The organism is Streptomyces sp. NPDC053427 (genome assembly GCF_044544985.1).
In the GTDB taxonomy this organism is placed as follows: domain Bacteria; phylum Actinomycetota; class Actinomycetes; order Streptomycetales; family Streptomycetaceae; genus Streptomyces.
The window spans coordinates 54,488-67,488 of sequence record NZ_JBITYA010000019.1; the positions used below are offsets into that span (position 1 = coordinate 54,488).

General features: G+C 73.4%; 9 protein-coding genes. 4 read left to right on the plus strand and 5 right to left on the minus strand.

All coding sequences use genetic code 11. The features are described from left to right. Window positions 1-94: 94 nt before the first annotated feature. The gene (locus tag ACIGWZ_RS37780; RefSeq protein WP_400072300.1) at window positions 95-1,735 is read right to left on the minus strand and encodes an ABC transporter permease; all 1,641 of its coding nucleotides are present in this window, start codon (window positions 1,733-1,735) and stop codon (window positions 95-97) included. Next, on the minus strand, window positions 1,732-2,706 hold the full coding sequence (locus ACIGWZ_RS37785; RefSeq protein WP_400072302.1) for an ATP-binding cassette domain-containing protein: 975 nt from the start codon (window positions 2,704-2,706) through the stop codon (window positions 1,732-1,734). The genes ACIGWZ_RS37780 and ACIGWZ_RS37785 overlap by 4 nt, the downstream gene beginning before the upstream one ends. A gap of 93 nt (window positions 2,707-2,799) precedes the next feature. On the opposite strand from ACIGWZ_RS37785, the gene ACIGWZ_RS37790 reads away from it, so the two are divergent. Further along, complete coding sequence (locus ACIGWZ_RS37790) at window positions 2,800-3,345, plus strand: GbsR/MarR family transcriptional regulator (protein ID WP_400072304.1); 546 nt, start codon at window positions 2,800-2,802, stop codon at window positions 3,343-3,345. Window positions 3,346-3,434: 89 nt separating this feature from the next. On the opposite strand, the gene ACIGWZ_RS37795 is transcribed toward ACIGWZ_RS37790, so the two are convergent. Further along, a complete protein-coding gene (locus tag ACIGWZ_RS37795) occupies window positions 3,435-4,472 on the minus strand; it encodes a diacylglycerol kinase family protein (RefSeq protein WP_400072306.1) in 1,038 nt (345 codons plus the stop codon). 206 nt (window positions 4,473-4,678) lie between these two features. Between ACIGWZ_RS37795 and ACIGWZ_RS37800 the strand changes: the two genes are divergently transcribed. Continuing rightward, on the plus strand, window positions 4,679-5,965 hold the full coding sequence (locus ACIGWZ_RS37800; protein WP_400072308.1) for an adenylosuccinate synthase: 1,287 nt from the start codon (window positions 4,679-4,681) through the stop codon (window positions 5,963-5,965). Window positions 5,966-6,089: 124 nt separating this feature from the next. Here the strand turns inward: ACIGWZ_RS37800 and ACIGWZ_RS37805 are convergent, their stop codons facing one another. Continuing rightward, window positions 6,090-7,964, minus strand: coding sequence for a protein kinase (locus ACIGWZ_RS37805; protein ID WP_400072310.1), 1,875 nt, complete (start codon window positions 7,962-7,964; stop codon window positions 6,090-6,092). Window positions 7,965-8,138: 174 nt separating this feature from the next. Then, window positions 8,139-9,785 carry a serine/threonine-protein kinase gene (locus tag ACIGWZ_RS37810; RefSeq protein WP_400072407.1) on the minus strand — a complete coding sequence of 549 codons (1,647 nt, stop codon included), beginning with the start codon at window positions 9,783-9,785 and terminating at the stop codon, window positions 8,139-8,141. 588 nt (window positions 9,786-10,373) lie between these two features. Between ACIGWZ_RS37810 and ACIGWZ_RS37815 the strand changes: the two genes are divergently transcribed. Both ACIGWZ_RS37815 and ACIGWZ_RS37820 read left to right on the plus strand, forming a co-directional pair. After that, window positions 10,374-11,168 carry a polyphosphate polymerase domain-containing protein gene (locus tag ACIGWZ_RS37815; RefSeq protein ID WP_400072312.1) on the plus strand — a complete coding sequence of 265 codons (795 nt, stop codon included), beginning with the start codon at window positions 10,374-10,376 and terminating at the stop codon, window positions 11,166-11,168. A gap of 317 nt (window positions 11,169-11,485) precedes the next feature. Beyond that, window positions 11,486-12,865: an aspartate aminotransferase family protein gene (locus tag ACIGWZ_RS37820; RefSeq protein WP_400072314.1), complete on the plus strand. Its 1,380-nt coding sequence runs from the start codon at window positions 11,486-11,488 to the stop codon at window positions 12,863-12,865. The last annotated feature ends 136 nt before the right edge of the window (window positions 12,866-13,001 follow it).

The window sequence follows — 13,001 nt, forward strand, 5'->3', positions numbered from 1 at the left end:
CATCTTTGTCCACAGGCTGTGGAGCGCGAGAGCGCAGTGCGCCGCCGGAGTCCGCTACGGCTCCGGCGGCGCGCGCCTTGGGGGTGGCCCGAGGTCAGCCGATGTCCCGCCGGCGGAGGCCCGCCAGACCCCCGGCCGTCAAGAGGACCGAGAGCGCCGTCAGCCAGACGAACGGGGCCGCCACGGCCTCGCCGCCCGGGAGCTTGGGCAGGTGGCTGAAGGGGGACAGGTCCATCGCCCACTGCGGGATGTTCAGGGCCGGGCCGATCCAGCCGATCGCGAGACAGCCGCCCACCACGGCCCAGACGGCGGTGGAGGCCTTCGGGAGCAGGCCGTGGACGAGGACGGCCACGCCGGTGAGCGTCCAGACGGCGGGGACCTGGGCGAGCGCGGCGCCGAGCACCGGGCCGAGCCGTCCGGCGACGTCATGGGCGGTGAGGCCGTAGCCGATGCCCAGGGCCAGCCCGCCGGCGGAGAGGATCACGACGGTGCCGAGGTAGGCGATGGCCAGATGGCCGCAGGCCCAGCGCAGCCGCCCGACGGCGCCGGCCAGGACCGGTTCGGCGCGGTCGCCGGTCTCCTCGCTGCGCAGCCGGAGCACCGAACCGGCCGCGTGGACCGAGGCGACCATGCCCAGCATGCCGACCATCGTGGCCAGGAAGGCGTCGGTCAGGCCCTGTTGGCCGCCCATCCTCTTGAAGATCTCCAGCGTCTGCTGATTGTCCCCGACCAGGTCGGAGGCGCCCTTGGCGATACCGCCGAAGAGGGCGCCGGCGCACACGAAGCCGAGCGTCCAGCCCAGCAGGGTGGTGCGTTGAAGGCGCCAGGCCAGGCCGAACGGGCCGCTCAGCGAGCGGGGCGCGCGGGCCGGGCCGGGGCGGGCCGGCAGAAAGCTCATCCCGATGTCGCGACGGGCGGTCAGGGCGTAGGCGACGGCGACGGTCAGGGCCGTCGCGCCGGCGAAGAGGAGGACGACCCACCAGCGTTCGTCGGCGTAGGCGCGGACGTTCTCCGCCCAGCCGACCGGCGAGCTCCAGATGAGCGGTGAGGACGCCCCGGTGGTGGCGGCGTCGCCCGCGGCGCGCAGCGCAAAGGCGAGGCCGAGGACCGCGCCGGTCAGGCCCTTGGCCAGCCGGGCGCTCTCGGTGAGCTGGGCGGCGATGGCGGCCAGACCCGCGAAGACCATGCCCGCGCCGCCGATGGCGAGCCCGAGAGCCGGCGCACCGGTCGGCCGGCCCGACGCGGCCATCCCGCCCGCGATCAGGGCGGCGAGCGCGGCGTTCGCCATCAGGGCGGTGAGCAGGGCCGCCGTCAGCGGCGCACGGCGCCCCACCATCGCCGCGGACAGCAGCTCCTGACGCCCCGTCTCCTCCTCCTCGCGGGTGTGCCGGACGACGATCAGCAGGCTCATCACCCCGGCGAGGACCGCGCCGAAGCCGGCCATGCGCCAGGCGATCAGACCGCCGATGGAGTCGCTGAAGACCGGGCCGTACAGGGCGCGCAGCGAGGCATTGGCGTTCATCGACGTGGCCAGTTCGGCGCGCCGGGCGGCGGTGCCGTACAGCGCCTCGTAGGACGAGCCCATGCCGGCGACGGTCAGTCCGAGGGTCAGCACCCAGGCCGGGATCATCACCCGGTCCCGGCGCAGCGCGAGGCGCAACAGGGCGCCGGTGCCGGCCAGATGGCGGGAGCCGCGGGCCGGGGCGAGGTCGGCCGCGGCGGCGACGGCGGTCATCGCGCGCTCGCCTCCTCGCCGCGTACGCCCGCGCCGGAGACCTCGGCCGGGTGCTCGTCCTGGTAGTGGCGCAGGAAGAGTTCTTCCAGGGTGGGCGGGGAACTGGTCAGGCTGCGCAGGCCGGAGGCGCTGAGCGAGCGCAGCACGGCGTCGAGCTGGTCGGTGTCCACCTGGAGCTTGACGCGATGGCCCCGGCCGCCGTCGATCGGCTGACCGGCCATGTCATGGACGCCGGGCAGGTGGGCGAGGCCGTTGGGCGGGCCCGCCAGGTCGGCGACGACGGAGGTGCGGGCGAGATGCCGCAGCTGTCCGAGCGAGCCGGTCTCGACCGTCCGGCCCTTGCGGATGATGCTGACGCGGTCGCACAGCGCCTCGACCTCGGACAGGACGTGGCTGGAGAGCAGGACCGTGCGCCCGCGGTCGCGTTCCTCCGCGACGCAGCTCTGGAAGACCTCCTCCATCAGCGGGTCCAGCCCGGATGTCGGCTCGTCCAGGATCAGCAGGTCCACATCGGAGGCGAAGGCGGCGACCAGAGCGACCTTCTGCCGGTTGCCCTTGGAGTACGTACGCCCCTTCTTGGTCGGGTCCAGCTCGAACCGCTCCAGCAGCTCGGCCCGCCGCGCGGTGTCCAGCCCGCCGCGCAGCTTCCCGTACAGATCGATGACTTCGCCGCCGGAGAGATTGCGCCACAAGGTGACGTCCCCGGGGACGTAGGCGATGCGGCGGTGGAGCGCGACCGCGTCGTGCCAGGGGTCCTTGCCCAGCAGCCGGGCCGTGCCGCCGTCGGCGCGCAGCAGGCCCAGCAGGACACGGATCGTGGTGGACTTCCCGGCGCCGTTGGGCCCGAGGAAGCCGTGTACCTCGCCGGCCTCGACGCTGAGGTCGAGGCCGTCCAGCGCGCGGGTCCGGCCGAACGACTTGTGGAGCCCGGCCACCCGGATCGCGGCAGAGGGAGAAATTTCCTGCGTCATGATTTTGAAGGTACGGGAGATTCACAAATTTGTGAAGTTAAGAAAGCGTATAAAGTTGGAGCCGCGGTGGTGATCAGGGGAGAGGATGTGGACATGGCCCAGCAGGAGCAGCAGAAAGCGCAGGAGTCACGGCAGACGGGGCAGGACGCGGGCAGCCGCGACGCCGAGGCGATCTCCGCGTTCGTCGAACGGTTCGCCTCACAGCTCGTCGACGCCGGAATGCCGCGGATGCCCGCCCGCGTCTTCGCCTGCCTGCTGGCCTCCGACTCCGGAGTGCTGACCTCGGCCGAGCTCGGCGAACGCCTCCAGGTCAGCCCCGCCGCCGTCTCCGGCGCGGTCCGCTACCTCGCGCAGGTCAACATGGTCAGCCGCGAACGCGAGCCCGGCTCCCGCCGCGACCGCTACCGCGTCCACAGCGATCAGTGGTACGAGGCCCTGACCCGCCGGGACAGCATCATCACCCGCTGGGAGGTCACCCTGCGCGACGGCATCGAAAGCCTCGGCGAAACCTCCCCGGCGGGCCACCGGATCGGCGAGACCCTCGCCTTCTTCGAGTTCATCCAGGGCGAGCTCACCGGGATGATGGAGCGCTGGCGCAACCACCGCGATCAGCTGCGGGCCGACACCAAGGAGAGCTGACCGCGAGGACGCCGGGAACCACCGGGCCGACGCCTACCGGACCGGCCCGGAACCTCCCCGCGCCTCCCGGTCGAACCGGCACGGCTCGCTCACCGGGGCACCGTCAGCCGCCAGGCCCCCGCCTGCACCGTCCACGTGCGGGTCCTGACGGGCCCGCCCACGACCGCGTCCGCCCGGTAGTGGAAGTCCGCCCCGGACACCGTCACGGTCCGCGCCCGCGTCCGTACGGACCGCGCCTCGCCCGGCCAACGCACCTCGATCTGGGCCAGCCCATGGGTTCCGGCCCCCGACCCGTCGACGGAACCGGGACCGGGGCCGAAGTCGTATCCGCCCCCGGCGAGCCCCGCCGCCCCGGCCGTCCCCGCTCCCCCTGCCGCCCCGGGCACCACCGAAACCGCCCGCACCGGCCGGTCCAGATCCGCCAGTACGACCCCGTCCGCCTCGATCCGCAGCCGGTGCGTCGGCACCTTTCCCCAGGCTCTCAACAGCGTTCGAGCGGGGGAGACCCCCTCGCGGCGCCCGCCGAGCCCCAGCCCCGCCGCCGGAGCCAGCAGCGCCAGCGCCGTGCGGGCCGTCCGCGCCGCCGGCGCCCACCAGGGCCGATGGCCGTCGCCCGGACCCGCCTGCGGCACCGGGCAGGCCACCGCCCCCGGCCCGCACCCGTCCGGCTCCTGCATGTCCCCGCAGGGGATCCGCAGCTCGCCGAGCACGATCCCGTCGCTGTCGTCGGTCAGCAGGTCCATGGCCCGCTCCCCGCCGTCCAGGACGGTCCGCGCCGCGGCGACCGTGTCCGTGGGCACGCCCAGCGCCCGGCTCAGCGCGACCGACGCCGAGGCGCCCACCGGGACCATGCCCACCGGCACCCGCCCCAGCTCCCGCTCCTTGTGCAGCAGCCCCACCACCCGCAGCAGCGCCCGGTCGTCCCCGATCACCACCGGCCGCCGCTGACCGCGCCGGGCCAGCGCCCTGGCGAACTCCTCCGGCCCCTGCGGAAGGCAGATCTTCGCCCCCGCGGCCCCCGCCCCCGCACTCAGCACATCCCGCGCAATCCGCACGGACTCGCCGTCCGTACTGCGCGCGACCGGGTCGATGACCACGAGCAGGGGGTACCCCCGAACGGAGTCCACGGGAGAGTCCCCAGAAGGCTGCGCCGACACCTCGGTCCTTCCTCAGGTAGCATCTCGGTGCAAGAGCCCCTTGCGCTATTGCGCCAGGGGCTTCGTCTATTCCGGGGCACCGGTCCGACGGCACGCGCGATGACGTAGGCGTGAACACGCACGCTAACGCCATCCATGCACGTTGGACATGCCCCGCCCGGAAGGGGTGTACGCCTGTGCCCGCACTTGTGCTGCTCGGTGCTCAGTGGGGTGATGAGGGCAAGGGAAAGGCCACCGACCTGCTCGGTGGATCCGTCGATTATGTGGTGCGCTACCAGGGCGGCAACAACGCCGGCCACACCGTCGTCGTTGGCGACCAGAAGTACGCGCTGCATCTTCTCCCTTCCGGAATCCTCTCGCCGGGGTGCACCCCGGTCATCGGCAACGGCGTCGTCGTCGACCCTGCGGTCCTGCTCTCCGAGCTGAGCGGACTCAACGAGCGCGGTGTCGACACGTCCAAGCTGCTGATCAGCGGTAACGCGCATCTGATCACGCCGTACAACATCACCGTCGACAAGGTGACGGAACGCTTCCTCGGAAAGCGGAAGATCGGCACCACCGGCCGCGGCATCGGCCCGACCTACGCCGACAAGATCAACCGCGTCGGCATCCGGGTCCAGGACCTCTACGACGAGTCGATCCTGCACCAGAAGGTCGAGGCGGCCCTCGACGTCAAGAACCAGCTGCTCACCAAGCTCTACAACCGCCGCGCCATCGAGGCCGGCCAGGTCGTCGAGGAGCTGCTGACCTACGCGGACCAGATCAAGGGCTACGTCGCCGACACGACCCTGCTGCTGAACGACGCCCTCGACGAGGACAAGGTCGTCCTCTTCGAAGGCGGCCAGGGCACCCTGCTCGACATCGACCACGGCACGTACCCCTTCGTCACCTCCTCGAACCCGACCGCCGGCGGCGCCTGCACCGGCGCCGGCGTCGGCCCGACGAAGATCAGCCGGGTCATCGGCATCCTGAAGGCGTACACCACCCGCGTCGGCGCCGGCCCGTTCCCGACGGAGCTGTTCGACGAGGACGGCGAGGCGCTGCGCCGCATCGGCGGCGAGCGGGGCGTGACGACCGGCCGCGACCGCCGCTGCGGCTGGTTCGACGCGGTCATCGCGCGCTACGCGACCCGCGTGAACGGCCTGACGGACTTCTTCCTCACCAAGCTCGACGTCCTCACCGGCTGGGAGCAGATCCCGGTCTGCGTCGCGTACGAGATCGACGGCAAGCGCGTCGAGGAGCTCCCGTACTCCCAGACCGACTTCCACCACGCGAAGCCGGTGTACGAGATGCTGCCGGGCTGGTCCGAGGACATCACCAAGGCGAAGACCTTCTCCGACCTGCCGAAGAACGCGCAGGCCTATGTGAAGGCGCTGGAGGAGATGTCGGGCGCGCCGATCTCGGCGATCGGCGTCGGCCCCGGCCGTGACGAGACGATCGAGATCAACTCGTTCCTGTCGTAAGGCCGAACGAGGCAGGGGCCCGCGCACGCGTCCGCAAGGACGGGGCGCGGGCCCCTGTGCGTACGGCTGCCGGGCGGCGTGGACCCGCCGCGGCGCCTTTGGACCCTTGAGGCAGGTCGGGCTCTCAACGCGGCGTGCCGGAAGGGGAGTTCGGATCCGGCGTCGCGGGCGCGGCCCGGGTGTCCTCCGGTGCCCTGGAGTACGTCCGCGGATCCTTGTCCCGTCCCAGGAAATCGCGCCGCAGCGCCCCGTCCCCGTCGAGGTGGAGGACGGAGGTGCTGCTCGGACTGCAGCCGGGGGCGGGGTGGTCGATGACCGAGGGGCCGACGGTGAGGCGGCCGTGCTCCGCCGCGTACAGGTCGGCGTGTGCCGTGCAGCGGCCGGCCGGGCCGTCGACGACCGTGGTCAGGACCGTACTGCCCGCCGGGGCCCGCTTGATGGTCAGGCGCTGGGTCCCGGAACCGTCGGCGGCCGGGCGCTGCCAGGTGCCGAGGAGGCCGGCCGGGACGGTCTCGGTGGCGGGGCCGGTGTGGCGGAGGGTGGCGGTGCGGCCCGCCGCCGCCCACCGCAGCGTGCCCGCGCCGCCCGCTTCCAGGGTGTGTTCGCCGAGCGCGGCGCAGCGGCCCGCGGGGACGGACCGTACGACCTTGGTGTCCAGGCGGAGGGCGGGGCGGCCGCCGTGTGCCGTGAGGGACACCAGCTTGCCGTCGCTGCGGCACTCGTAGGTCGCGCCGAGGCTGGTGCTGTTGGCGACCACCTCGCCGACCTTGCCGTTGGTGATCACGAAGCGGCGCTGCTGGCCCGTGGGTTCGCCGTCGCGCAGAACCTCGCCGGACCAGGTGCCGAGGTAGCGGGAGGGGATGTCGGAGGGGGAGCCGTCCGCGCCACCGGTCAGCAGCGGGACGGCCACGGCCGTGACGGCCGCCGCGACGACGGCGGTGGCGGCGAGGGGCAGCCAGCGGCGGCGCCCGGAGGAGGCGGCGGCGCCCTCGGGCCCGGGCGTCGGCCGGGGGGCGATCCTGGTGGTCGTCAGCGTCGGCGGCTGCCCGCCCGGCGGGGTGTCGGTGTCCAGGAGGCGTACGGCGTGTTGGCCCAGGCTCGCGATCAGTTCGGCGGGCAGCCAGGGGGAGGCCGGGCGGCCGCCGGATTCCGGACCGAGCTGGGCGGCGATCTCCTCGGGGGCGGGGCGCGCGGCCGGGTCCTTGGCCAGGCAGGCGCCGATCAGGCCGCGGAGCGCGTCCGGCGTGCCGGTCAGGTCCGGCGCCTCCTGCGCGATCCTGAACATCACCGCGTGCACGCCGGACGCGGCGCTGCCGAACGGCTGCCGCCCGGTCGCCGCGTACGCGAGCACCGACCCGACGCAGAAGACATCGCTGGCCGGGCCGAGGCGGTGCCCCTGCACCTGCTCGGGCGACATGTAGCTGGGCGAGCCGACGACCGTGCCCGCCCGGGTCTGGGTCTGGTCGCCGACCGCGTCCAGGGCGCGCGCGATGCCGAAGTCGATGACCCGGGGGCCGTCGATGGTGAGCAGCACATTGGACGGTTTGAGGTCGCGGTGGACGATGCCGACGCCGTGGATGTCGAGGAGGGCGGAGGCGAGGCCGTAGGCCAGGTGGCGGAGGGAGTGCTCGGGCAGCGGGCCGTACGTTCCCGGGCGGCCGTACTCGTCGTGAGGGTTGCCGACGACCTGGCTCAGGGCCGGGCCCGCGATGTAGCCGGTGGCCACCCACGGGATCTCGGCCTCGGTGTCGGCGTCGAGCACCGGCGCGGTCCAGCGTCCGCCGACCTTCCGCGCGGCCGCGACCTCGGCGCGGAAGCGGCCGCGGAACTCCTCCTCGGCCGCCAGTTCGGCCTTCACCAGCTTCACGGCGACGGTCCGGCCGCCCTCGGAACGGGCGAGGTAGACCCGGCCCATCCCGCCGCTGCCGAGGCGGCTGAGCAGCCGGTAGTCCCCGATCCAGTGCGGATCGTCGGCGGTCAGCCCGCGCAGGCTTTCCATCCGGGCGCCCCTCCCCCGTGTCGTTGCGTGCCTGTGGCGCATTCCGGCGGCAGGCGTCCATCCGTACGAGCGTAGGCGCCGCCGGATCGCACCACGGCCGACGGAGCGTCACGAGCGGAAAACGATCGACGGGCCGGGGACGACCGGGTCCGAGGACGAACGGTTCTTCGGAGGTCAGCCCGTCTTGTCGTAGGTCATCGGCGGCTGGCCGTCGTCCATGGTGCGCCGCAGCTTGCCGCCCACCATCTCCAGGGTGCTGGGGGAGCCGGGGCTGCAGCTGCCGGCCTGTCCCGACACCTTCACCATCTTGGACGGCCCGAGGCGGACCGGTGGCCCCGCCTTCTGCAGGGTGGCCTTGAACTCGCAGCGGAACGCGGCCCCGGTCGCGGTCATCGTCAGCACGGTGTCGCCGGGCCCGCCCTGCTTGAGCGTGAAGCGGCGGACGTTGCTCGCGTCGCCGCCGACCGTGGTCTGCCAGGTGCCCAGATAGCCCGGGGGAATGCGCCTCGTCCCGCCCTTCGCGTCGGCCGGCCGGACGCCGTCGTCGTCCCCGTTCAGCAGCACATACGCGGTGACCCCACCGGCCACGACCAGCGCGACGGCGGTGATCAGGGCGGATCCCAGGCGCCGGCGGCGCGGCGGCCGGTGCGTCCCCGGGGCGGCCGGCGCGGCGGGCGGGTACCCGTACGCGCCCGCCTGGGACGCGTACGGGGCCGGGCCCTGGGCAAGGGGCGACGGCGGCGAGGCGAGCGGTGTGGCCGCGGGCGAGACGCTGGTCGGCATGGCGTACGGACCGGGACCGCCACCGGCGTACGGGGCGAACGAGGCACCGGGCGTGTCCGCGGCGCGCGGGTCCGGCTCGCCCTCGGGGTTCTCCGCCTCCAGCAGCTCCACGGCGTGCCGCCCCAGCCGCGCGATCAGCGCCCCCGGCAGCCAGGGCTCGTCCTCGTCCGCGTGCTGCGCCACGGAGCCCTCCACCATCGCCAACAGCTGTGCGGGAGTGGGGCGTTGGGCCGGGTCCTTGGCCAGGCAGGCGGAGACCAGGGCGTGCAGCCCCTGGGGCAGCGCGGAGAGATCGGGCTCCTCCTGGGCGATGCGGTACATCACCGCGTGCACCCCGCTCTCGGTCGTGCCGAACGGCTGCCGCCCGGTGGCCGCGTACGTCAGGACCGACCCGAGGCAGAAGACGTCGCAGGCCGGGCCGATCGGCTTGCCGCGTACCTGCTCGGGGGCCATGAAGCCGGGCGAGCCCACCGCCGCGCCGGTACGGGTCACGCCGTTGTCGGTCACCGCCTCCAGGGCGCGCGCGATGCCGAAGTCGATGACCCGGGGGCCGTCGATGGTGAGCAGCACATTGGACGGCTTGAGGTCGCGATGGACGATGCCGGCGGCGTGGATCGCCTGGAGCGCCCGGGCCAGCCCGGCCGCCAGGATCCATACGGTCCGCTCGGGCAGCGGGCTGGGGGCACCGCCCGTCCGGGCGGGGGAGCCCGCGATCACCTGCTGCAGGGAGGGCCCGGCGATATAGCCCGTGGCGAGCCAGGGCGTTTCGGCCTCGGTGTCCGCGTCCAGGACGGGGGCGGTCCACTCCCCGCCGACCTGCTGCGCGGCGCGCACCTCCCGCCGGAAGCGGGCCCGGAACTCCTCCTGGTCGGCCAGTTCCCCGCGGACGAGCTTGACGGCGACCGTACGCCCGCGATCGGAGCGGGCCAGGAACACCTTGCCCATCCCGCCCTCGCCGAGCCGCGCGATCAGACGGTAGTCCCCGATGCGGTGCGGGTCCCCGGCCCTGAGGGGCGCCAGCCCGCCGGGCCGCCCCATCCGCCCGGCCTGCCCCTGCTGCTGTCCAGCACGTCCCGGCTCTTCCACGATCCGTCGCCCCTTCCCCCGCATCCGCCCTGCCCGCGGCCCGCGTCCGCGGTGAGGATATCTAGGGGCCCACGGGCCGGGAGCGGCGGAGCGCCCTGTTTCCGCAACCCGGCGGGCGCGCGCCCGCCCCCGCGGCTCCCGGCCTCTTCACGCTTCACGGCGCTGCCGCGCGTCATCCATGTCGTCGGCCGTCCAAGGCCGTTGTCCATACCTTCCGCGCCGTCACCACCGTGACACCGGACGTGGTGCACTCCGGCCACGGTTCCCTCCGTGCCCACCTGGCCCGACCGTTCGGTGCGCCGCTGACGTGGGCCGCGCAACGGGCCGAATGTGGCCGGGACTTGATGGTCGCGGATACCGGATTCCGCGTCCCGGAACTTTCCGCGGGTACGGAACGTAGAACGCATACCGCTCCGTATCCCACCGCGCAGACCCCGGCCCGCGACGCGGCGCCGGCCCGCCGCAGAGCACACCGTCGAACACCGCCCGTACCCGCCCGTCCCGCACGATCCCCCGTCCCCTCCCCATCAAGGAGACCGTGTGAATCCCGCCGTACGAGCCATCGCCCGCGCCGCCATGGCCGCGCGCCCGGTCCCGCTCGCCGACGTCCAGGCACGGGCCGAACTTCTCGCCCGCTTCGGCAACAGCTATCTCGTCCCGGTCGAGGTCTTCGCCGCCTTCGCCGCGGAACTCACCGACCGGCGACGGCCCGGCGGCCCGTTCGCCTCGCTGTGCATCAACGGCCGCCGCTGGTTCCGCTACCACTCCGTCTACTACGACACCCCCGACCTGCGGTCCTTCCACGACCACCGGCAGGGCCGCCGGCTGCGCTACAAGATCCGCGAGCGGTTGTACGCGGACACCGGGGAGCGGCAGTTCGAGATCAAGCTCAAAGGGCACCGGGGCGAGACGGTCAAACACCGCCAGCCGCTGATGCCGGGTGACGCGGCCCTCGGCCCGGCCCCGCGCGGCTTCCTCGCCTCCGTTCTGGACCGCTCGTACGGCATCGCGGCCCCCACCGAACTGGGCCGTTCCCTGGAGACCGACTACACCCGGGCCACCCTCGTCGCCAACGGCCAGCGCATCACCTGCGATGCCGCCCTGCTCTGCCGGGACCTGGAGACCGGCCGTACGGTACGGGCCGACGCCGGTCTGGTCTTCGTCGAGACCAAGACCACCGGCCAGCTGACCGAGGCGGACCGGCTGCTGCGCGGCTACGGCGTGTCCGCCGCCGAATTCACCAAGTACTGCGGCGGGTTGGCGGCGCTGCGCCCGGACCTCACCGCCCACCACTGGCGGCGGACGGTGCGCACGGCATTTCCCACCGCCGTCTGACGGCCGAGGAGCGGCTGGTTTCACGTGAAACCAGCCGCTCCATCCGCCGGACGCCGCCGCATGCGCGCCCCGCCGCCCGCCGCCCCGGCCGCGCACCCTGACGGGGCGGCCCGAGCGAGCCGCCTTCCGGCCTGCGGAACCTGGAGCTTCCTCCAGACCCCCAGACATTCCGCCCGTCCCGTAGACATTCTGTCCGCGCGCGTGGTGAGCGCCATACACAGTGTCGGTACCGGCCCCCGGGCCGTGATCCTTAGGCTGAGGGCGTTCGCCGGGCCTGTCCACCGGCGGCCCGAGCGACCCGATCCGAGGTACTGACCGTGACCACGACGCCCTCCGCCTCCTCTGCCGCCGACCCCGCCGCCGGCGCCGCGGTCAAGGCCGCCGACCGCGCGCACGTCTTCCACTCCTGGTCCGCGCAGGGTCTCATCGACCCGATGCCGGTCGCGGGCGCCGAGGGCTCGTACTTCTGGGACTACGACGGCAACCGCTACCTCGACTTCTCCTCCCAGCTGGTCAACACCAACATCGGTCACCAGCACCCCAAGGTCGTCGCCGCGATCCAGGAGCAGGCCGCGAAGCTGTGCACCATCGCGCCCGGCTTCGCCGTCGACGTACGGTCCGAGGCCGCCCGGCTGATCGCCGAGCGCACCCCCGGCGACCTCGACAAGATCTTCTTCACCAACGGCGGCGCGGAGGCCGTGGAGAACGCGGTCCGGATGGCCCGGCTGCACACCGGCCGCGCCAAGGTGCTCTCCACCTACCGCTCGTACCACGGCGCCACCGCCGCCGCGATCAACCTGACCGGCGACCCGCGCCGCTGGCCCTCCGACACCGCCTCGGCGGGCGTCGTCCACTTCTGGGGACCGTTCCTCTACCGCTCGCCCTTCCACGCGGAGAACGAGGCGCAGGAGTGCGAGCGCGCCCTGGCACACCTCGAGCAGACCATCGCCTTCGAGGGCCCGCAGTCCATCGCAGCGATCATCCTGGAGACCGTCCCCGGTACCGCCGGGATCATGGTCCCGCCGCCCGGCTACCTGGCCGGCGTCCGCGAGATCTGCGACCGCTACGGCATCGTCTTCATCCTCGACGAGGTCATGGCCGGCTTCGGCCGTACGGGCAACTGGTTCGCCGCCGACCACTTCGGCGTCACCCCTGACCTGCTGACCTTCGCCAAGGGCGTCAACTCCGGCTATGTCCCGCTGGGCGGTGTCGCGATCAGCGCCGAGATCGCCGCCACCTTCGACCAGCGGCCCTACCCGGGCGGTCTGACGTACTCCGGGCACCCGCTGGCCTGCGCCTCCGCCGTCGCCACCCTCAACGCCATGGCCGAGGAGCGGATCGTGGAGAACGCCGCGGAGATCGGTGAGACGGTCATCGGCCCCGCGCTCCGTGAGATCGCCGAGCGGCACCCCTCGGTGGGCGAGGTCCGCGGCCTCGGCGTCTTCTGGGCCCTCGACCTGGTCAAGAACAAGGAGACCCGCGAGCCCCTGGTGCCGTACAACGCCGCCGGCGCCGCCAACGCCCCGATGGCCGAATTCGCGGCGGCCTGCAAGCGCGGCGGGCTGTGGCCGTTCGTGAACATGAACCGCACGCATGTCGTCCCGGCCTGCACGATCACCGAGGCCGAGGCCAAGGAGGGCCTGACCGCCCTCGACGAGGCCCTGACGGCGGCGGACGCGCACACCGACGCGGCCTGAGCCGGCAGCCGCGGGGTCCGGTACCCGTCCCGTACCGGACCCGTGAAGCGGCGGCCACGCGCCCTGCCGGGACGTATCGTCCCAGGTACGACGCGTGGCCGCCGTCCCCCTCACCTATCGTTGGCCAGGGCCGCTT

Excerpts from the sequence above, each read along its gene's own strand:
- ACIGWZ_RS37780 (WP_400072300.1), bottom strand. The coding sequence starts at position 1,735 with ATGACCGCCGTCGCCGCCGCGGCCGACCTCGCCCCGGCCCGCGGCTCC.
- ACIGWZ_RS37785 (WP_400072302.1), bottom strand. The coding sequence starts at position 2,706 with ATGACGCAGGAAATTTCTCCCTCTGCCGCGATCCGGGTGGCCGGGCTC.
- ACIGWZ_RS37790 (WP_400072304.1), top strand. The coding sequence starts at position 2,800 with ATGGCCCAGCAGGAGCAGCAGAAAGCGCAGGAGTCACGGCAGACGGGG.
- ACIGWZ_RS37805 (WP_400072310.1), bottom strand. The coding sequence starts at position 7,964 with ATGGAAAGCCTGCGCGGGCTGACCGCCGACGATCCGCACTGGATCGGG.
- ACIGWZ_RS37810 (WP_400072407.1), bottom strand. The coding sequence starts at position 9,785 with ATGGGGCGGCCCGGCGGGCTGGCGCCCCTCAGGGCCGGGGACCCGCAC.